This window comes from Blastopirellula sp. J2-11 (assembly GCF_024584705.1).
Taxonomy (GTDB): Bacteria; Planctomycetota; Planctomycetia; order Pirellulales; family Pirellulaceae; genus Blastopirellula.
This window is the reverse complement of the sequence record NZ_CP097384.1, coordinates 3,885,419-3,904,956: the sequence shown is the minus strand read 5'-3', so window position 1 is coordinate 3,904,956 and position 19,538 is coordinate 3,885,419. Positions and strand designations below refer to the sequence as shown.

17 protein-coding genes are annotated in these 19,538 nt (G+C 57.9%); 11 read left to right on the top strand and 6 right to left on the bottom strand.

The annotated features are described in order from the left end of the window. Positions 1–13: 13 nt before the first annotated feature. A complete protein-coding gene (locus M4951_RS15535; protein WP_262022569.1) occupies positions 14–1,702 on the bottom strand; it encodes a fatty acid CoA ligase family protein in 1,689 nt (562 codons plus the stop codon). A gap of 46 nt (positions 1,703–1,748) precedes the next feature. After that, entirely contained in the window at positions 1,749–2,657 is a 909-nt protein-coding gene (locus M4951_RS15530; protein ID WP_262022568.1) for a RimK family alpha-L-glutamate ligase, read from the bottom strand. Between the two features lie 177 nt (positions 2,658–2,834). On the opposite strand from M4951_RS15530, the gene M4951_RS15525 reads away from it, so the two are divergent. Together M4951_RS15525 and M4951_RS15520 are read left to right on the top strand one after the other, a co-directional pair. Then, positions 2,835–3,203, top strand: coding sequence for a hypothetical protein (locus M4951_RS15525; protein ID WP_262022567.1), 369 nt, complete (start codon positions 2,835–2,837; stop codon positions 3,201–3,203). 281 nt (positions 3,204–3,484) lie between these two features. Next, entirely contained in the window at positions 3,485–5,323 is a 1,839-nt protein-coding gene (locus M4951_RS15520) for a WD40 repeat domain-containing protein (protein WP_262022566.1), read from the top strand. On the opposite strand, the gene mch is transcribed toward M4951_RS15520, so the two are convergent. Continuing rightward, positions 5,320–6,261 (bottom strand): methenyltetrahydromethanopterin cyclohydrolase, encoded by a 942-nt coding sequence (gene mch / locus M4951_RS15515; RefSeq protein WP_262022565.1) that lies wholly within the window; start codon positions 6,259–6,261, stop codon positions 5,320–5,322. The genes M4951_RS15520 and mch overlap by 4 nt on opposite strands. Positions 6,262–6,400: 139 nt before the next feature. On the opposite strand from mch, the gene M4951_RS15510 reads away from it, so the two are divergent. Next, positions 6,401–7,063 carry a metal-dependent transcriptional regulator gene (locus tag M4951_RS15510; protein ID WP_262022564.1) on the top strand — a complete coding sequence of 221 codons (663 nt, stop codon included), beginning with the start codon at positions 6,401–6,403 and terminating at the stop codon, positions 7,061–7,063. A 96-nt stretch (positions 7,064–7,159) separates the two neighbouring features. Here the strand turns inward: M4951_RS15510 and M4951_RS15505 are convergent, their stop codons facing one another. Both M4951_RS15505 and M4951_RS15500 read right to left on the bottom strand, forming a co-directional pair. Then, a complete protein-coding gene (locus tag M4951_RS15505) occupies positions 7,160–7,669 on the bottom strand; it encodes a DinB family protein (RefSeq protein WP_262022563.1) in 510 nt (169 codons plus the stop codon). Positions 7,670–7,707: 38 nt separating this feature from the next. Continuing rightward, complete coding sequence (locus M4951_RS15500) at positions 7,708–8,142, bottom strand: MarR family winged helix-turn-helix transcriptional regulator (RefSeq protein ID WP_262022562.1); 435 nt, start codon at positions 8,140–8,142, stop codon at positions 7,708–7,710. Positions 8,143–8,315: 173 nt separating this feature from the next. On the opposite strand from M4951_RS15500, the gene M4951_RS15495 reads away from it, so the two are divergent. The 8 genes from M4951_RS15495 to M4951_RS15460 all read left to right on the top strand — a co-directional run bounded on the left by M4951_RS15495 (position 8,316) and on the right by M4951_RS15460 (position 18,655). Beyond that, entirely contained in the window at positions 8,316–9,257 is a 942-nt protein-coding gene (locus M4951_RS15495) for a J domain-containing protein (RefSeq protein WP_262022561.1), read from the top strand. Positions 9,258–9,261: 4 nt separating this feature from the next. Continuing rightward, positions 9,262–9,639: a ribonuclease P protein component gene (rnpA, locus tag M4951_RS15490; protein ID WP_262022560.1), complete on the top strand. Its 378-nt coding sequence runs from the start codon at positions 9,262–9,264 to the stop codon at positions 9,637–9,639. Then, positions 9,636–9,884, top strand: coding sequence for a membrane protein insertion efficiency factor YidD (gene yidD / locus M4951_RS15485; RefSeq protein ID WP_262022559.1), 249 nt, complete (start codon positions 9,636–9,638; stop codon positions 9,882–9,884). Before rnpA ends, yidD begins: the two co-directional genes overlap by 4 nt. Positions 9,885–10,010: 126 nt before the next feature. Further along, positions 10,011–11,795, top strand: coding sequence for a HEAT repeat domain-containing protein (locus M4951_RS15480; RefSeq protein ID WP_262022558.1), 1,785 nt, complete (start codon positions 10,011–10,013; stop codon positions 11,793–11,795). Positions 11,796–11,907: 112 nt separating this feature from the next. Then, complete coding sequence (gene smc, locus M4951_RS15475; protein WP_262022557.1) at positions 11,908–15,537, top strand: chromosome segregation protein SMC; 3,630 nt, start codon at positions 11,908–11,910, stop codon at positions 15,535–15,537. A gap of 737 nt (positions 15,538–16,274) precedes the next feature. Continuing rightward, positions 16,275–16,847, top strand: coding sequence for a helix-turn-helix domain-containing protein (locus M4951_RS15470; protein ID WP_262022556.1), 573 nt, complete (start codon positions 16,275–16,277; stop codon positions 16,845–16,847). A 241-nt stretch (positions 16,848–17,088) separates the two neighbouring features. After that, positions 17,089–17,607 (top strand): cyclic pyranopterin monophosphate synthase MoaC, encoded by a 519-nt coding sequence (gene moaC, locus M4951_RS15465; RefSeq protein WP_262022555.1) that lies wholly within the window; start codon positions 17,089–17,091, stop codon positions 17,605–17,607. 31 nt (positions 17,608–17,638) lie between these two features. Continuing rightward, complete coding sequence (locus tag M4951_RS15460) at positions 17,639–18,655, top strand: polyprenyl synthetase family protein (protein WP_262022554.1); 1,017 nt, start codon at positions 17,639–17,641, stop codon at positions 18,653–18,655. Between the two features lie 238 nt (positions 18,656–18,893). On the opposite strand, the gene nrdR is transcribed toward M4951_RS15460, so the two are convergent. Beyond that, positions 18,894–19,367, bottom strand: a complete 474-nt coding sequence (nrdR, locus tag M4951_RS15455) for a transcriptional regulator NrdR (RefSeq protein WP_262022553.1) — start codon at positions 19,365–19,367, stop codon at positions 18,894–18,896. Positions 19,368–19,538 lie beyond the last annotated feature (171 nt).

Genomic DNA, 19,538 nt, shown 5'->3' with positions numbered 1-19,538 from the left:
TGACCTATCTATTTTAGTCGTGCGGCGGTTCGCTGAGCCGTTCCGCGGCCCAAACCGCGAGCTTTTCGCGAAAAATCTTCGCATTGTGGCGGATATCGACCGGAAAAGCGGGGTGAAGCAGAAAATCGTGAATTGTTTCGGTCAGCGGATGAGCAGCGCACAACTGACGCACTTCGTCTAGCAACGCGTCGATCGCCGCGCGGGATTGCGGATATTTGTCGGACCACGGCTCGACAATCATCACCGGAAACTGTTCCCCCGGCTCGCCGACGCCGACCAGCGCACTGCGAAAGATGCTGGCGTGATTGTTGGCGATCGCTTCGCACGGAATCGTGAACATATCGCCGCTGGCCGTCCGCACGCGATGCGCCTTGCGGCCGCAAAACCAAAAACGATCTTCCGCATCCAGATAGCCAACGTCTCCCATTCGATGCCAGATTCGCTCGCCATCGGCGATCTTCGCCGCTTGGGTCGCCGCTTCGCTGGTGAAATAGCGGTGCGTCACCACCGGGCCGGTTACGATCAACTCGCCGATCTCCCCTTGGTCGACTCCTTTGCACTGGTCGAGCGTGGCGATGGCGGCGTCGGTGATGCGAATGACGCGCCATTGGATGCCGCTGAAGCGTCGTCCGACGCAAGTTCCGGCGCCTTTTTCGGAAGCGAGTTCGGTTCCGTCGAGCACTTCGCTGGCGGCGATCGATGCGATCGGCAACGCTTCGGTTGCTCCATACGGCGTATAGATGTCGCCGTCGGCGTGAATCGCGTTCTTCATCCGTCGCAGCACATGCGGCGGCACCGGCGCTCCGGCCGAGAGGACCCGTTTTAACGATGGCAGGCGAATCTCGTGCTGCTCGCAATAGAGGCCGACTTTGTTCCAGACCGCCGGCGACGCAAACGACTGCGTAATTTGCCAGTCATGGATCGGTTCGATGATATTCAGCGGATTGACGGCGGCTGGGCGACTCGCGTCCATCTCAGGAATAATCGACGTTACGCCCATCGCGCTGTTGAAGAGGCCAAACAGCGGAAAGCCCGGCAAGTCGATCTCGCCCGGCTGAATGTCATAGCGATCGCGGATTTGCTGGACTTGTTCGTAAAATCCTTCGTGCCGGAACAGGACGCCTTTGGGAGGCCCCGTGCTGCCGGTCGTGAAGATGATCGCCGCCGGATCATCATCAGCGGCGGCAAGCGGTTGAAAGTTGCTCGCGTCCGTTTTGCGTAAATCGTCGATCGTCGGACCGCCCCAGAACCAGCGGCGGCCGACGGTAACGTTCATTTTGGCTTGTCCGTAGCGTCGTCCCATCAGAACGCGGACCGCTTGGACGATCGAAATCGCGACGAAGCCTTGCGGTTCGACCTGATCGAGACAACGCAGCAAGTTCTTTCGCCCCATGCCGGGATCGATCAGCACGCTGACCGCGCCGACTTTGAACAGCGCAAAGACCAGCGAGACAAAGTCGATGCTCGGTTTCACCAGCAGCGCGAGTCGCGTGCCTGGGGTAACGCCCATCTGAGCCAGACCAGCCGCCAGACGCGTGCTATCGGCATCTAGCTGAGCGAAGGTGATCGTCTGATAGACGCGTCGACCATTGGCGTCACGCCGGCCGGGGGTCGCAATCGCGACGGCATCCCCTCGCTCCGCAGCGACTTGCGCTAAGAGAAGTCCGACGTTTTTCGAGGTGAAAGAAGCGGCGGTCGCCACAAGACTTACCGTTGAAGGAGCGCGAAATGGATCAAAGCTCGGTAATCTAGGCCGCCGAGCGGCTCTTCACAACCGCCCGAACGTGGGAAAGCACCTCAAGGGCGATGTCGCACTGGCAAGCGGCGGCCAGCGCTTTCCAGCCGGGAACGCCGTTCACCTCCAGCAAATAAAGATTCCCATCGCGCCCCGGCAGCAGATCGACGCCGGCTATCTCGAGCCCGATGGCGTCGAGCGTTATAGCGGCGATTTCTAATTGTTCCGTCGTCGGCGTATGCGGTCGACTGTCGGCGCCGCGCTGCACATTGGTTCGCCAATCGCTGGCGCTATGTCGCGTCATCCCCCAGGTTTTACCGCCGATTGATAGCACGCGAATGTCGTAGCCGTCGTGGGGGATGAACTTCTGCAGGAATAAAACGGAGTCGGTCCGTGAGAGCGTTTTGAAGACCCGCTCGGCCAAGTCGGGCGACTCGACACGCATGATTCCGCGTCCTTCGCCCCCAAAAAGCGGTTTGACGACGACGTCTCCTCCTAGCGTTTCATACGCGGCGAGCGCGTCTTCCCACGACTCACAGACATGCGTCTGGGGAACCAAAACGCCGCAATCCGCCAGGCGGGAGAGGGTCAGATACTTGTCGATCGCAATTTCGAGGCTCCGCGGCGAGTTCAAAACGACCGTTCCATGTCGCTGCAGCTCGGCTAGCCAGTTCATGCGATAGATGACCTGCTCTAGACTTCCCAGCGGCATCGTGCGGACGAGTAATGCTGGCAAAGCGTCGGCGCGTTGAAGATCGCCGTGCGAAAACTGGAGGGCGTCGCCGACTGTCGCTTGGAAGCGGCGGAAGTCGACCCACTCGATTTCGACATCCGTCAATTTTGCGGCGGCGCGGGCCAGATCTTGGCCGTACCAGCTATCAGCGGCTGCGAGCAATCCGACCAGCAGAGGGGAATTAGACATGAAATGGGGCCAAAAGCGGGTCCGGATCAGAATAATCGTGAAATCGCAAATAATCAGTTCAATCGCTACAGTCGAACTGCCGATCACCATAGTGACAGAATCCAATGCACGCTAGCCGTGGCCGCAAACCCAAGGGCAGCAAAGCCGAAGTCAACGTTCAGGGTCGGGAACCGAAATATGCAAGTCAAAGTCTACGTACCAAAAACCGTCGAAATTCCGAGCGAATACTTGCCCGCACTCGTGCAACGCGCCAACGAGAACTTGGGTGAAACCGGTCGCGCCATCGCCGCTTCACGCGGCCATCTGGTGCGTCAGGCCGTCCGTGACGGTCTGCTACGCGAACTCGATCACTTGATGAGTGAAGATGACGCGGTCGATCTCTACTGCGATCCCGGCAGTGAGATTCCGCTAGAAATTGAAAATCGCACCGTCACGCTAACTGAACTTCTGGAAGCTTTGCAAAACAAGAAAGCTTCTTGGGGAATCAAATCGGAAGATCTCTCTGACAAGCAGCCCGGCATCACTCCGCGACGCCGAGCGGCCTAATTCTCCAGGATTGCGGCCGCAAATTGGGCAAGACGTCTCCCAGCAGGACGTGCTATCAAGGCACGTCCTGCTCTCGTTTCTTGGCAATCTAGGCCGGCGGTCAATGACTCTTCCGATCAGCCGGAGTCTAGCGGCCAAGTTAGTTGTCCCATCCAAACCCGTTTCATGCCGCATGTTACGCGTTAAAACCCGATCATTTTCTACATCAGCAAACGTTGTTACTTCGGCAGCAAGGGTCGAATGACATTTCAGGGTGTAGCGACGGGCAGGCGGAATCGAAAATGCAAACGGAGCTAACGAGTCGCGGAGTCGATTGCCCGCTTTGCGGAACGGCTCTAAAACGCGATGAAGATAGCATCCGCGATCTGTGGAATTGCCACAGTTGCGGCATGTCGATCGAATTGGCGCAGCAGCGCGAACCGCTGGTCGAAGTATCGACCGCACCTTCGCAATCGCTTTGCGCTGACCAAGATGAAGACCAACTCGATCGTTGGCTTTCTGGCAAGCCGATCGAACAAAAGACCCCGCCAATCTCACGGCGTTTGAATCGTTGGGCGCACGAGAACTGGGGCGCCGTCACCTGCTTTCTGGTCGCATTGCTGGGCATCTCAGGATTGGCCGCGCATGCGATGCAGAACTGCGTCGTCGCACGACAGCAGTTGGCCGATGAACGGGCCTCGCATGCGGCGACTCGCCAGCAAGCGGGGAAGCGGGACGAAGAACTGCGGATCTTGGTTGACTCGGCCCAGATCAAATCGCGTTCAATTGGCAAGCAGTTGGACCAGGCTCGCCTAGACGCGCGTCGAGATCTTTCGCTTCGTTTGGCGGACGAAGCGACCCGACTGGAATTGACGGCCCCGCATCGCTCGCTGATGCTGGCGGCCGAATCGGTCGAAATCGCCCGCACTGCGAATCAACATCCAGCTGCAGGCGCCGTGCAGGTGCTATTTGATCAACTCCAAGATCAAGCCCGCCTGCAGACGTCAGGGCACGTCGAGACAATCCGCTCTATCGCCTTTAGCGCCGATGGGGCGATGTGGGCCAGCGGCGGCGATGACAACCGCGCGATCCTGCACGCTTTGCAGAGCCAACGCGCTGCGATTCCGCTAGAAGCGCATTGGAGCCGCGTCAGTCAGGTACGGTTTTCTCCCGATTCGCGGAAACTGGCGACCGCCAGCTATGACGCGACGATTTGTTTGTGGGACGTGCAGGCCAATGACGTGGCGCAATCGCCGGTCGTGCTGTCAGGCCATGACGAGCGCGTCCTGTCGATCGACTTTAGCGCGGATTCGCGCTGGTTGCTCTCCGCCGCTCAAGCCGCGCCGGGCAGTCCCAGCGAGATCCTGCTCTGGGATCTACAGGCCAAAGGGCATCCGCATGTCACGCAAACCTTAGGGCAACATTTCGGCCGCGTGCATGCAGCTCGGTTAAGCCCTGACTCGCGCTGGGCGTTCACCTCTTCGGCCGACGGTTTTGTGCAACTATGGCGGCTGAATCCGAAAAGCGGCGATCGCCTGACCGTCGCGATGCGAGCCCAGCATGGTCTGACCGATCGCGTCTTTTTTTCGCCCGATAGCTCGCAGTTGGTGACCATCTCGGAAGGGAATAACGGCGAGTGCGTCGTTCGTCGTTGGCGACTGGGGGAAATGATTCGTCCCGAAGTTGTCGCCAGACTGAAGATGGCGCCGTTGGCGGCCGATGTCGACTTCGCCAGTGGGAACGTCGCCATCGGCGGCAAACAAGGCCAAATCAACGTGATCCATGGAGGCTCCGGCGTGGTGACGCCGGTGGTGGGGCATGAACAGCAAATTCAACTGGTCCGATTTTTGCCAGGCGGGGCGCTCGCTTCGATTGACTTGCAAGGTTTGATTCGCCGCACAAATTTGACCGGAAAAGAAGAAGTGGCGCTTGGCGTCAAACTGCCGCAGGTCGCCGGTCAAACCGAAACGGCGGCGATCTCCGCTGACGGCCAATGGGTCGCCGTGACCAACGACAAACAGGAAGTCATGATCCGCCAACTTGACCCGACCATTCTAATGGGAGTCGCGTTTGAGCGGTTGCAATCGATCGGCGGCGGAGTCGACGTGATCGCGACGAAGCCGACGGTAAAACGCCGCTAAACGCCGAAACTCTCGCGCAACAGCTCTTCCGACGTTTTGCCGAAGACATGCCGTTTGTTAGTCTTGGTTGGGATGAAGGTCACCTGGGCGGGACTGAAGAGCATCGGGTCAATCTGGTAGAAATCGAACTTGGCGTCGCGCAAGATCTTCTCAAACGGCGTTCCGTACGCCGGCGAACTGCTGCTCGGGATTTGAGGGCCGATGCTGGCGATTTCGTCGTCATTCGCTTCGACCCATAAAGTAACCTGTCCGCCGTATAAAATCGCGTCGTTCGTGCGGCCGATTCCTTGTACGTCGTTGGCTGACAGCGGCGGCAGCGGCGCTGTTCCTTCGGCACGCACGATTTTACGCAGATCAAAACGAAGTTCGTGTAATTTGTGCAACGCTGTTTCGACGCTTCGCGCGACGATTTGCACATGGCCTGCTCGACTCGCGGTACGCGCGACCAACAGTCGCAACTGTTGCGGTTCGACGCTGCATTGTTTCGCCAGTTCGGCGCAAACCTCATCCGGTGGAATTTGCGCCGTTTCTAATACGCCGACGGCGACCTCGGCCGATTCTGCAAATCCGAGTTCGGCGATCAGCGGTTCTTTATCGGCGCAGGCCCGCATCGCACCCGAAGCCATCGCAAAGTAGTCCCCTTGCTGTACTTTCCAACCGGCGTATTGCGAACCCATGCAAGCGATGACCGGTTGATCGGTTTGGACCAGGACATCGAGCGGAACGCCCGGCAGTTGACCCGGCGTAAAACGAACTTCCCCCAATCCGGCCAGACAGACTTCCGCCATTTTGAGTCCTGCTTCGCCTCCGCCGGTCGCGTTGACTCCCAGGTCCAATATCTGCACGCCGCAACGGCTTTGGGTGACGATCGCTTGAAACTGCTCTGGCTGGTCGACAATTGCCTGTGCTGCGGCCCAAGCGCGTTGGTTCAGGTTCAAGAGGGGGGCTCCGTAGGTAAGGTTGCTACCCCATGTTGTTTCAGCAAAACGGGTTACTTGCAAGTCAGGCGCGCCGGGTCGATTGTTCCCGAGGCCCGGTCTTCGTAGAATTGGCGATCGCCACCGGAAGGAGATCTGAGTGCACAATCTGACGATAGAGAATTACGTAAAAGCGATCTACCAGGTCTGCGCCCGTGCTGACAAAGACGCCGCGTCGACCGGAGAACTAGCGACAGCGCTCTCCGTTTCGCCAGGCACGGTCACAAGCATGCTCAAAACTTTGAGCGAAGCGGGACTTGCGGAGTACATGAAGTACGAAGGGGTGAGCCTAACGCCGTCCGGCCGCACGTTGGCGCTGCGCGTGCTGCGTCGACACCGTCTGATCGAACTCTTTCTGGTCCGCACGCTCGATCTGACCTGGGACGAAGTCCACGAAGAGGCTGAGCACATGGAGCATGCGGTCAGTGACCTGCTGGTCGATCGGATCGACGATTTTTTGGGGTATCCCGACACCGACCCCCATGGCGATCCAATTCCTCGAGCCGACGGCAGTATGGTGAGCGTCGACTCAAAAAAATTGACCAAATGGGACGCGGCCCAGCCGTTTCGTTTGATCCGAGTGATGGATCAAACGTCTGATTTTTTGCGATATTTAACCGAAGAATCGCTCGCGCCCGGCTGCGAAGGCAAAATCATTGCATTTCGAGCCGAAGCCGGAGTTCTGACGATCGAAGTCGAAGGCCGTCAGACGACGTTGGGGTTAGACGCCGCCGAAAAGCTGTTGGTCTCGGCCCTGACGTAGGTGCCGCCGACAAAAGGGGGTCAGGTCCCAATTTTGCTGCAAAATTGGGACCTGACCCCCTTTTGTCGTGCCCTCCATTCCCCTCCGCGCCTGGCTTTACGCTTGCGGCTGCGGTGCGTTGACCGGCTCGTGCCCCAGCGAACGCCGCACGACCGACAATTGCCCGGTGTGCATGCCTTCGTGCCAGACGGCAGTTTCAAAGACGGCGCCGATATCGTTGAGAAAATCGGGCGATCCATCCGGAGTCGGCGTCGACATCGCTTCTTCGTCCAGCGCGTCAAATACCGCCAGCAGCAGAGCGCGGCGATCGCGTAAGTATTCCAACACGTCCGCTACCGCCGGATAGTGTGCAGGATCGGCCACCGGCTGCGATCCGACTCCGAACAGCGTCTGATATTCGTCGCGAGGCTCCGCTTGGTCAGGTGCAATCTGCGTCAAGAAGAAATTGTCGGTCAGCGCTAAATGCCCGGCAATCCAAAGCGCATGGTTCGTCTGATCGCAGACCTGCTGCGTCCATTCTTCCGGCGAGTGAAAATCTTCGAACAACCGCTCTGTAAAAGCCCGAGCCGTCGTCAATCGCTTCCGTAGTCGTTCTTTCGGGGTCATCCGCAATTCCTGTGAATATTGTCGTCGGCTATGGCTAGCTACGCATCTTTTCCGATGCCGCGGAGCATTGCGAGAAACAAGTCGATCTGATCGTCGTTAAATGGGGACAGCAATTCGTCCCGGATGCGGTGGTTTAACGATTCCACCGTTTGCGCGACGGTCGCTAAGCGTTGACGCCCCTGGTCGGTCAAAAAGATCTGCAGCGACCGGCGATCGGCGGGATCAGCCTGGCGCTCGATCAGCCCCGCTTGTTCGCTGCGGTCGAGCAAGCTGGTGATGCTGCTGGCGTCGACGCAGATCGAACGCGCGATTTCTCGCGGTTTGCACCCTGCGTTTTGTTCTAGGCAAGTCAGCAAATAGAGCTGCGGCGGAGTCAGTTGGAAGGGAGCGAGTTCTTCCGTATAGAGCCGCGCGACGCGGCGCATCGCCACGCCGAGCTGAAACGAGAGCGAGTTGTCGCGACAAAAAGGCATAGGCTACAAATAATTGGTGTTCCAAGCAACGAAATTCTAGGTATCGTCGTCTCGCCGGGTCAAGCGTCTTGATTGATCGTTCGCTTGCTCTCTACAATAGTCATTCTCGTTTTTTCACAAATCGTAACGGATTTTGCCGCAACGGTTTAGGGCCTTTAGAACGCCTCCGCTCCATGCCAGAAGATCTCTACAAAACCTTAGGCGTCCCACGCTCGTCCACCGCTGAAGAAATTCAGAAGGCGTATCGCAAACTCGCCCAGAAGTATCACCCTGACCTCAATCCAGACGATAAAAAGGCCCACGAGCGATTTAAGGAGATCCAGAACGCCTACGACGTGCTGGGAGATACCGAAAAGCGGACCAAGTACGATCAATTTGGCCACGGCTTTGAGCAGATGGGCGGAGGCCCCCAAGGGGGAGCTTGGCGGCGTCCCGGTGGCGCCGGCGGCGCTGGCGAAGAGTTCGACTTCAGCGACATTTTTGGGGGCGGCGGAGAAGCGAGCGGCGGATTCTCCGATATTTTTCGCCAATTTACCGGCGGAGGAGGACGACGCGCTCGCTCGGCGCCGATTCGCGGCTCTGATCTGCACCATGAAGTAACGGTTCCTTTTCATACCGCTGTCGAAGGGGGCGAGGTCCTACTAAGCGTGCGCCGCGGCAACAGCGTCGAAACGATTTCGGCCCAAATTCCTGCTGGGATCGAAGATGGGAAGAAAATTCGACTTCGCGGGCAAGGCGAGCCCGGTCCCGGCGGCGGACCTGCCGGGGACATTTTGATCAATGTGCATATCGATTCGCACCGCTGCTTTGTTCGCAACGGCAAGAATCTGGAAGTGAAAGTCCCGATCACGCTCGAAGAAGCGGCGCTCGGTGGAAAAATCGATGTTCCGACTCCGCATGGTACGATCACGCTGACCGTTCCCCCCAACTCTTCCAGCGGCAAACGTCTGCGGATTCGGGGCCAAGGGGTCAAGCCAAAGTCAGGCGAGCCCGGCGATCTGTACGCCGAACTGCAAATCAAAATGCCGCCGCAATTGGATGAGCAGGCCCAAGAGATGATTCGGGAACTGGGCAAGCTGTACGCTGATGACCCGCGCAAAGATCTGACTTGGTGATCCGATGAGCAGCCGGGGAGAACATCAATTTGGCAAGGAAAAGCGACTGCTGCGAACCGCCCAGTTTGATCAGGTCTTCGCCGGCAAATGTTCAGCGGCCGACGGTATTTTGGTCGTCTACATCGCCCAGAATGACCATCTTGGTCCGCGGATCGGCTTGGTCGTCTCGAAAAAAGTAGGGAACGCTGTCCGCCGCAATCGTTGGAAGCGGCGCCTGCGCGAAGCGTTTCGCATTCAGCAGGCGCGCCTGCCGGAGAACTGCGATTTGATCGTGATTCCCCGCGCGGCGATCGAACCGCCGCTCGAACGGCTTTGCCGCAGCCTAGTCGAGACAGCGCGTCGAGCACGCAAAAAATTAGGTCAGCGAGGCGCCAAAGGATGAGCGGATTCGCGTTCTTGTGGCAGGCGGCGGATGGTTTGCTAGCGGAATCGATGATCTTCGCGGTGCGGCTCTATCAGTTCTTTCTCAGTCCGATTTTTGGCCGGCAGTGTATTTACCAACCTACCTGTAGTCACTATTTTATCGGCGCGGTCCAAAAGTACGGACCGTTCACCGGCGCCGCCCGCGGAGCATGGAGAATCTGCCGCTGTCATCCGTTTAGTCGTGGTGGGTACGATCCTCCATAAATCATTGCCCTAAATCGCTCTTGACCGTGCTATCAGATTGAAATAGCCTTCGCCCCGATACATCGACTGGAACGCGCTGCAAGGATTGCGGCGCGGCAGCCACGCCGACAGGGAGCGTCGCACGCTATGACTATTCGGGCATTACAATCTCGTTCTCGACCACTCACGATCTTACTGCTTGCCGGCGGTTTGCTCGTTTCGCCGGGGTGCGTTTCGTGGTTTCACGAAGAGGATGTGGCCATTGTGGACGAATCGCCCGCCGAGTGGGAACTCTCGCGCGTGGTGGGTGATCTAACCGTCCCTGTCGGACTGCAGGTAGCCAAGATTCAAGGCGTGTCGATGGTGACCGGCCTCGACAACACCGGCAGCGATCCGCCGCCGTCTCCCCTGCAAGAGGCGCTGCTGAATGAGATGCGGATTCGCAAGATCGCCAAGCCCAACACCGAACTTGCGTCGCCGCGAACTTCGCTGGTGGTCGCCGAAGCGTATATCGAGCCGGGCGCTCGCGTTGGTCAGCGTGTCGATATTCGCGTGCTGACTTCGCGTGATTCTGAGACGACCAGCCTGGTCGATGGCTGGATGCTGGAAACCTCGTTGTCCGAATCGGCCGTTTTAGAAGGTCGTTTGCGGAAGGGGGAGACGTTCGTTCGCGGCCACGGCGCCATTTTGACCGACAATATCCGCGAAGGCCGAGACGATTCCGAGATTCTACTCAAACGGGGCGTGATCCTCGGTGGCGGCATCCTCAAGAAAGATCGTCCGATCGGACTAGCGATGCGTGCTGACAATGTGTCGGTTCAGGCCAGTGCTCGGGTCGGGCAGTCGATCAACTCCCGTTTCTTCAGCTATCAAAACGGAGGCGGCAAGACCGGGGTCGCCAATCCGTTAGACGACAAAAAGATCGAACTCCGCGTTCATCCCAAATACTTTGAAAATGTCCCCCGTTTCCTGCGTGTCGTTCGCTATATTCCGATCGGCGACACGACCGAAGAACGCTTGCAACGCATCCAAAACGCCGAAGCCGAGTTGATGATTCCCGAATCCTCAGAAGCCGGAGCGATGAAGTTGGAAGCGCTAGGCAAGGATTCGCTCGATTCGTTGAAGAAGGGGCTTGCATCGAAAAGTCCGCTGGTCCGCTTCTGCGCGGCCGAAGCGCTGGCTTACTTGGATGATCCCGCGGCGATCCCCACGCTGACCGAAGCGGCGCGCAGTCAAAGCGAATTTCGCCATCGCGCCTATATCGCTTTCGGGACGCTTGACGATTTGACGGTGATCGACGAATTAGAAGGCTTGCTTCACTGCGAAAGCGCCGAAGCTCGCTACGGTGCGTTCGACACGCTGCTAGAGAAAACCGGCAAAGCGCCGATCATTCGCGGCGTCGACATGAAAGGGAAGTTTATCTTCCACCCGATCCGCTCCAAAGCGTCACCGCTGGTTCACTTTCGCTTGAGCGAACGCCCCGAAGTGGTCGTCTTTGGCGACAATATCCCGGTCCGGACGGACGCGATTTTGCTGATGCCCAAGGGGTTGACCATCACCGGCACGACCGACGGCAAGGTCAAGGTGACCCGCGTTGTCGCCGGTCGCGAGAATCGCTCGTTTGTCTGCGAGCCGACGGTCACCGAACTGATCAAAGGGATTGTCGACGCCGACGGCGATTATCCCGAAGTGATGAAGGTTATCTACAGCTTGAAGCAGCAAGGCGCCATCGACGCTCGGGTAGAGGCCGATTCGCTGGCTCATAACGATCGGGTCTATTTTCTGGAACGTGAGGAAGATAGCGATTCCGACTATGCGGATGACGAAATGTTGGAAGAAGAAGCGGTTACAGAGGATGCGGAAGCCGCTGAGTCGGAAGAAATTGCCGCCAGTGAGAAATCAGGCGACAAAAGTTGGTGGCGGTTTTGGTAAACTAAGAGACTCCCCATGCGTATATTAGGGGGAATCTGTTTACTTATCTCGCTTGTCGCGCTTGCGCGGCGAGGGACCGGTCCACCATCACCTCCGCGTATCGTTCGTTTCTATGCTGAAGGCGCTCGAACTTGTCGGATTCAAAAGCTTCGCCGACAAAACGCGGTTCGAGTTCCCCCCCGGAATTACGGTGGTGGTTGGCCCCAATGGTTCCGGTAAGTCGAATATCGTCGATGCGATCAAGTGGGCTTTAGGCGAACAAAGCGCAAAAAGTCTCCGCGGCAAAGAGATGGCGGATGTCATCTTCAAAGGCGCCGCGTCTGGGGCTCGCAAGGCGATGAACTCAGCCGAAGCGACCATCGTCTTTGATAATAGCGAAGGCCAGTTGGCGATCGATTCGCCCGAAGTCCATGTCTCCCGGCGCGTCTATCGCAGCGGCGAAGCCGAATATCTGATCAATCGCCATCCTTGCCGTCTTCGTGATGTCCGCGATCTCTGCAGCGGTACCGGAGTTGGCGCTGACGCCTATGCGATCATCGAGCAAGGGAAGGTCGATACGCTGTTGCAAGCGTCGGCCCGCGATCGCCGCGCCATCTTTGAAGAAGCGGCCGGCATCAGCCGCTTCAAAGCGAAAAAGGTGGAAACGCAGCGCCGGTTGGAGCGTGTCGATCAAAACCTGCTTCGTTTGGCCGACATCGTGGACGAAGTCGAAGGACGCCTGAAAAGCGTTCGCGCCCAGGCCGGCAAGGCGCAGCGTTATCGTGAATATAGTCAACGCCTGCAAGACTTGCGGGTTAGCGTCGGTTTGGTCGACTGGCGATCGTTGTCGGCTCGGCTGGAAGAATACGAAGTCGAGTTATCGCAACTGCGCGACGAGTCCGCCTCGTTGACGCAAGCGGTGCAAGCATCGGAAGAACAGAGTACGGCGCTCGAAGCGGAATCACGCACGCTCAGCGAAGGAATGGCCCAGGCCGAAGGGGATCTGTCGCGGGCCGAGCAGCGTGTTGCAACCCTTTCCGCCGCCTCGAACATGCAATATCGCCAATTGCATGAACTGACCAGCGATGTCGCGAGTCGTCGAGAGCGGGTCTCACGCCTGAAGTCGGCCGAAGCCTCGCTGACGATCGACGTCGAGTCGATCCGCGGCCTCTTAGACGCCGCTCGCTTGCAGTACGACACCGTGGTAGAAGAACTGCATAGCGTCGAAGAGACCGCCGCCGATCTAGAGTCAGGCGTCGAACAGCTTCGCAAAGATCGGGAAGTGCGCCGGCAGCGGCACGTCGAGTTGCTCAAAGAAGCTTCGAGCTTGGAAAACTCGATCGGTGCGATTGAAGCCGAAGTCGCCGCCGCTCAACGACGTTCCAGCGAAGTGGGTGAGCAATATAGCGAGATTTGCGGCTTGATCGCGAGTCAGCAGCAAGAACTGGCCAATTTTGAAGAAGAAGGCGCCCGCGTCGCGATCGACTTGCAACGCAAGCAAGATCGTCTGGACGTAACGCAAGATCGCCTAAGCCGGCAGCGTGACGACCTGCGTGTACGCCAGGAAGCGTTATCGACCCTGCAGCATCGCCGCGCCGCGATTCACGAACGAGCCAAAGTGCTCGACGAACTAGAGAAGCGGTACGAGGGGCTCAACGCTGGCGTCAAAGAAGTGCTCTCACGCGCTCGCGACGAAAAGGAATATCACTTCCGCTCGGTCGCCGGCTTGGTTGCCGACGTCTTTCAGGTCGATGTGCAAATCGCGACGCTGATTGAAATCGCGTTGGGGGACGCCGCGCACTATGTCGTGCTGCGTGACAGCGGGCTGGTCGATGCGATTGAAGACGGAACTGTCCATTTTCCGGGTCGCGTCGGACTGATCGAGCTAGCGAGCTGTCTGCCGCGGGTTGGCGAAGAGGACGAAGAGAAACTGGCCGAAGATGGCGATGTCCGCGGACGGGCCGATCGGTTTGTCGAAACGGCCGCAGAATTTACGCCGCTCGTGAACCAACTGCTTGGCGACGCGTGGATTGTGACTGATCTGGCGGCCGCTCGACGCTTGCAACGGCAATACCCACGTCGTCGCTTTGTTGCTGAGACCGGCGAAATGCTGGAAGCGGATGGACGCATCTATGTCGGGCCGCGAGCCAATGCGTCCGGAATTATATCGCGTCGTAGCGAACTGCGCTCGCTCCGTGATCAATTGGCCGATCTGGACGAAGAGCTTGCAGGCGGGCGCAGCGAAATCGCCGCTTTGCAAGATGAAATTGCCGAAGCCGACGATGAGCTACGCAGCGCGATCGACGAACATCGAGAAGCGAGCCTGATGCAGTCAGAGCATCGCGCTCGACTTGCTTCGGTGCAACAGCAGCTAGAACATCTGGCGCGCGATCAGCACCGCAGCGGTCAGGAGCAGGAAGCGATTCGTCGCCAAATCGAAGATGGGGACTCTCGTCTGCAGGCGGTTCGTCATTCACTGGCGGAAAAGCAGCGCGAAACCGCTGACTTGGAAAGAGCTGCCGATGACGATCACGCCAAAGCGGCGATGCTCGAGAGCGAGCGAGCCCAGGTCGGACAGCAAGCGACCAGCCTGAAGATTGAATTGGCGAAAAGCGAGCAACAAGTTGGCTCGCTCGGACAACAAGCGAAACAGACCGAGCAGGCGCTGGTCGAAAAATCGCAGGCCATTACGGAAAACCGTGAACGGCTATTGGCCGAGCAGACGCAGTATCAGACGCTGGAGCGGGAGATCCTGTCCGCCAACGGCGAACTGGCCCATTTGTTTCTGGTTCGCGAGCAACGCTATCGTGAGGTCCACTCTGGCCGCGTGCGTCGTCGCACGATCGAAACGCAGCGAGCCGAGATCACCGCCGAAGCGCAGCGCATGCGGCGTGAACTGGACGAAATTGCCCAGCGCGTCCATCGCAAAGAACTCGCCGGCGGCGATCTGCGTCACGAACGAGGGACGCTAGCGTCGCGACTGCTAGAAGATTACGGCATCGAGATCAGCAAGTTTGTCGACAAGCAGGATGTCGAGCCGATCGAAGATCGCCAGGCGGTCGACGAAGAGATCGCCGAGTTGCGCCGCAAGGTGACCAACATCGGCGCCGTTAACGTGGACGCACTGCAAGAACTGGATGAATTGGAGCAGCGTTTCGCCCACCTGTCCGGTCAGTTGACCGATTTAACCGAAGCGAAGCAATCGCTAGAAAAGATCATTCACAAGATCAACGCCGACAGTCGTCGGCTGTTTGAAGAGACGCTGGCGACGGTGCGTGACAACTTCCGGCAACTCTTTCGCAAGGTTTTCGGCGGCGGTTCGGCGGATATCATTTTGGAAGAAGGAGTCGACGTGCTGGAAGCTGGCGTCGATATCGTCGTGACACCGCCGGGTAAAAACACGTTGCATATTTCGCTGCTGAGCGGCGGCGAGCGCGCTTTGACGGCGGTGACGCTGTTGCTAGCCATATTTCAGTTTCGCCCTAGTCCTTTCTGTATTTTGGACGAAGTCGACGGTCCACTCGATGAAGCGAACATTGGACGCTTCGTTGACGTCCTTAAGGGGTTCCTTGACTGGACGCGGTTTGTGATCGTAACGCACTCCAAAGCGACGATGGCGGCGGCCTCGACGTTGTATGGGGTGACGATGCAAGAGTCTGGCGTGTCGAAACGGGTCTCGGTGCAGTTCGATGACGTCAGCGAAGACGGCGAGATTTCGCAAGCGGCGGTCGAGCGCGACAGCGGTGACGCGCAGGTTGCATGACCGTAGAAGTCACCTAATCGTTACAAATGCTGCGACCCTCTCTATCTTCCGCGCATATAATTAAATGTTTGGCGAAGAAATCGTCGGCGGCGACATGCGTTGTGCTGTCCATTCTAACCCGGCTAATGAGAACGACTTGCATCGGTCGGGCTCGATAAGATTCGGATAGCGCCGGTCGCGCCGTGCGACACGATTTTGCTTGTTGACGGCGTCTGTCCGGAAAGATGCTAAAGAAAAGCCCCCGAATGACTCGAAATTAAGCTTCGGAAGGTCTGTTCCGTCGAATCGCGTCCACAAGACGTCTCGCAGAATAGACCGGCAAGGGGGGTACATCTCAGTCAGGGCGTAAGCCGCAACGTTTCGCAACGGACGGGAGCGAATCGTGGTGGATTTACGTCTTCTATGAGGGGATCCCTTAAGCCGCCACCTCGCCGAATCATCGGATTCGATAGCGAAGCGAAGGTGCTGGGAAGTAATATCTCACCCTCTTCGCGGACATTCGCTTTCGGTGGTCAGACATTTGAGGCGCGGAGTCAGAAGGAACTGAACACGAGCCACAGAAGCGATGCATTTTTATCAGCCCTAACCCAGATGTTTGCGGTAGCCGGACAAGTCCCACTGTCGGCGCGAGGGAAGAAGCGTCAAGGCGACGCTGCAAGCAAGGGCTGGACGCGTGTTTCCGGTTTTCGGAAACGCGGTGGAGGTCAACTCAACTAGAGAGTAACGGAGAGCCTGAGATGAAGGTCTTCACAACAGGACAGGTCGCGAAGATCTGTAAAGTGGCCCCGCGCACGGTAAGCAAGTGGTTCGATTCGGGCCGTCTTAAAGGTTACCGGATTCCGGGGTCGCAAGACCGCAGAATTCCGCGGGAATACTTGATTAAGTTTTTGAAAGAGCACGGGATGCCCTTGGGCGACCTCGAAGACGAGGCCATGGCCAAGTGTTTGATCGTCGCTCAAGATCAGGTCTTGGTCGAGAACTTGCGTCGTGAACTGCCGCCCGAAAAATCGTTCAAGGTCGCTGTGGCCGCGAGTGGTTTTGAAGCCGGTATTCAAGCCGAAGGTTTTCACCCTGACTGCATCATCGTCGATTTTTCGATCGGTCGAGTCGAAGCGTTGCAGATTTGCCAAAATCTGCGTCGCAACATCGACTTCTCCGAAACGATCCTCATCGCCTTGTTGCCCGATGACGGCAACCCGATGAGCTTCGATCGCTCGACGATCAATGAAACCTTTAAGAAGCCGTTCGATGCCGCATTGCTGGCTGAGCGCCTTCGCACGCTGATTGGCGCCAAAAAAGAATTGGTCTAGTCAGCTAGTCGACAATAAATCGCCGATACGATACTACGCCGCGGACAGACCCCCGCGGCGTTTTTTTTGCGCCTAGCGCAAACTTTCAATTCTCGAACCAATTGTGTGGTTACCGCCGAGGGATCCCTGCGGTTGTCATACCAGAGGGCGACTCGCTAGTTTGCGGCCAAAAGGCCTCTTTTCAAGGTTTGATGGCAGGTTACCATGGTGGGTTGTCCTCACTTCAACCCTGGCGGCGGATATGGCCGGCGAACTGACCCATTTCGACGACTCCGGCGCTAGCCGCATGGTCGATGTCAGCGCTAAGCCGACGACAATCAGAACGGCCAAGGCTGAAGCTTCCGTCGTGATGGCCGCCGCCACGGCTGCCCGAATCGCACAGCGCGATCTGGGGAAGGGGGATGTGCTGGAAGTCGCTCGGTTGGCCGGCATCATGGCCGCCAAGCGAACCGGCGAGTGGATACCGCTTTGTCATCCAATTCCACTGGAAGGGGTGACGATTGACTTTCGGTTTGTGGACGCGACAACCCTGGTGATTGAAGCGTCGACTCGAACCACCGGTAAAACCGGCGTCGAGATGGAAGCGCTCACAGCGGCTTCCGCGGCCGCGTTGACCGTGTATGACATGTGTAAATCAATCGATCGGGAGATGGAGATTCGCGCGGTTCGTCTGCTAGAAAAAACAGGCGGACGTTCGGGTCATTTTGTCCGATCGGCCGATGGCGACCCTGCGGACCCCGCATCACCGCGGGTACGCTGATTTTCGACCGACAGTATTAGGCGATTTTGTTGTGAGTCAAACAGCCAACGGCGTAACCCGCTCTTTACCAGCCGACGCCCAGTTTCTTACGTCGGCTTATGGCGGCATTTCGCAAGAGATGGCCGCGGTCGAAGACATTCTGACTCGCGAGATGAGTTCGCGGTACGAGTCGGTCAACGAGGTCGTCTCGTATGGTTGCATGCTTGGCGGCAAGCGAATGCGCCCGGCCCTGTTGCTGTTGGCCGCCAAAGCCTGCGGCCAGGTGACCGACGCCCATTACACGCTGGGCGCCGTGATCGAAATGATCCATACCGCGACGCTGGTTCATGACGACGTGCTGGACGAAGCCGACCAACGCCGCCATCTGGCGACGGTCAACTCGCGCTGGAACAACGAGACCAGCGTGTTGCTGGGCGACTTCCTGTTCTCGCATGCGTTCTATCTGGCGACAATGCTTCCGACCACCTGTGCGGCCCGCATGATTGGTCGTTCGACCAATATTGTCTGCGAAGGGGAACTACGTCAGATCGCCAGCCGTCAGGCGTTTGAAACCACGGAAGAAGAGTACCTGGCGATCATCGACGCCAAGACGGCCGAACTCTGTGCGTGTGCCTGTGAACTGGGCGCTCGCTACGCCGAAGCCAGCGAAGAGCAAATCGCTGCGCTCGAGAAATTCGGCCGCGATCTCGGCATCGCGTTTCAAATCGCCGATGACTTGTTGGACGTTGAAGGGAACGAAGTCGAGACCGGCAAGTCGCTCGGCACCGACCTCGAGAAGCAAAAACCGACGCTGCCGCTGATCTACGCGTTGCAGTGCTTCCAAGGGGAGCAGCGCGAACAAGTGTTGGCGATCGTCGAAGGCCCGGCCGAGAATCGCGGCCCCGGTTTGCGACCTTGGCTCGCTCAGTGCGACGCGCTGGGATATGCTCGCCGCCGTGCTAACGAGTACATTCAATCGGCGATCGCAGCGCTTTCGATCTTGCCAGAGTCGGAGTCGCGAACGACGCTGGAGCAACTCGCCAGCTTCGTGACGGCGCGTTCTTGCTAATCTTCGTTACGTCTATTTCTCTTCATAGCCCGCTGCGCGAGCGAGGGAAAATCGCTTGGCAATTCCAACGTGGATCGAAGTAGCCAACCGCATTTCCCTCGCTCGCGCTTTTTGAAGTTGCGCTATTTCCCTGGTCGGCCCCGATAGCGAAGCTATCCGGGCCAACCGGGCGTGGTTTGGAAAAGAGCGCAACCTCAAAACTCGCGCAGCGGGCTATGAAGAGAAAACGTTCCGCGATTTACGGCTGCGTTGGACTGCGCGGCGTGTTGAGCATCGGTTGCAGTTCATCCACAAAGTCGTGGACATCTTTGAACTCGCGATAAACGCTGGCGAAGCGGACGTAGGCGACTTGATCGATCTTCTGCAGGTGACGCATCACGAGCTCGCCGATGTAGTGGCTTTCGACTTCTCCTTCGCACTCGACATAGATGTCGCTTTCGACGCCGGAGACGATGCTCTCGATTTGAGATTCGCTGATCGGCCGTTTCCAACAAGCGAGCGCCAACCCTTTTTTGATCTTCTCCGGCATAAACGGCTCACGCACGTTATCCTTTTTGACGATCTTGATCGACATCTCTTCGACCCGCTCATAGGTCGTGTAACGACGCTTGCAGCCAAGACATTCGCGGCGACGACGGATCGAGAACCCGTCCTGACTAGCGCGCGAGTCAATCACTTTGTCGTTATCCGTACGGCAAAATGGGCAACGCATGCTAAAAAATTCCGCGAGGGGGGAGAAGCTCGATCAACGAGCGATTTCTTCAATATACACGAACGGGTCGGTTCGCGTACGAAAATCCGCCGCTTTCAAAGGGGAGAATATCGAAAGCGGTGTGCGCTGCAGCCACATTTCTGAGCCGCTATAATGGCCCACTTGCGGCGG

What these genes read in the sequence shown, in the direction of transcription:
- M4951_RS15530 (WP_262022568.1), bottom strand. Translation starts at nt 2,657, where the DNA reads ATGTCTAATTCCCCTCTGCTGGTCGGATTGCTCGCAGCCGCTGATAGC.
- M4951_RS15525 (WP_262022567.1), top strand. Translation starts at nt 2,835, where the DNA reads ATGCAAGTCAAAGTCTACGTACCAAAAACCGTCGAAATTCCGAGCGAA.
- M4951_RS15520 (WP_262022566.1), top strand. Translation starts at nt 3,485, where the DNA reads ATGCAAACGGAGCTAACGAGTCGCGGAGTCGATTGCCCGCTTTGCGGA.
- M4951_RS15505 (WP_262022563.1), bottom strand. Translation starts at nt 7,669, where the DNA reads ATGACCCCGAAAGAACGACTACGGAAGCGATTGACGACGGCTCGGGCT.
- M4951_RS15500 (WP_262022562.1), bottom strand. Translation starts at nt 8,142, where the DNA reads ATGCCTTTTTGTCGCGACAACTCGCTCTCGTTTCAGCTCGGCGTGGCG.
- M4951_RS15495 (WP_262022561.1), top strand. Translation starts at nt 8,316, where the DNA reads ATGCCAGAAGATCTCTACAAAACCTTAGGCGTCCCACGCTCGTCCACC.
- rnpA (WP_262022560.1), top strand. Translation starts at nt 9,262, where the DNA reads ATGAGCAGCCGGGGAGAACATCAATTTGGCAAGGAAAAGCGACTGCTG.
- yidD (WP_262022559.1), top strand. Translation starts at nt 9,636, where the DNA reads ATGAGCGGATTCGCGTTCTTGTGGCAGGCGGCGGATGGTTTGCTAGCG.
- M4951_RS15480 (WP_262022558.1), top strand. Translation starts at nt 10,011, where the DNA reads ATGACTATTCGGGCATTACAATCTCGTTCTCGACCACTCACGATCTTA.
- smc (WP_262022557.1), top strand. Translation starts at nt 11,908, where the DNA reads ATGCTGAAGGCGCTCGAACTTGTCGGATTCAAAAGCTTCGCCGACAAA.
- M4951_RS15470 (WP_262022556.1), top strand. Translation starts at nt 16,275, where the DNA reads ATGAAGGTCTTCACAACAGGACAGGTCGCGAAGATCTGTAAAGTGGCC.
- moaC (WP_262022555.1), top strand. Translation starts at nt 17,089, where the DNA reads ATGGCCGGCGAACTGACCCATTTCGACGACTCCGGCGCTAGCCGCATG.
- nrdR (WP_262022553.1), bottom strand. Translation starts at nt 19,367, where the DNA reads ATGCGTTGCCCATTTTGCCGTACGGATAACGACAAAGTGATTGACTCG.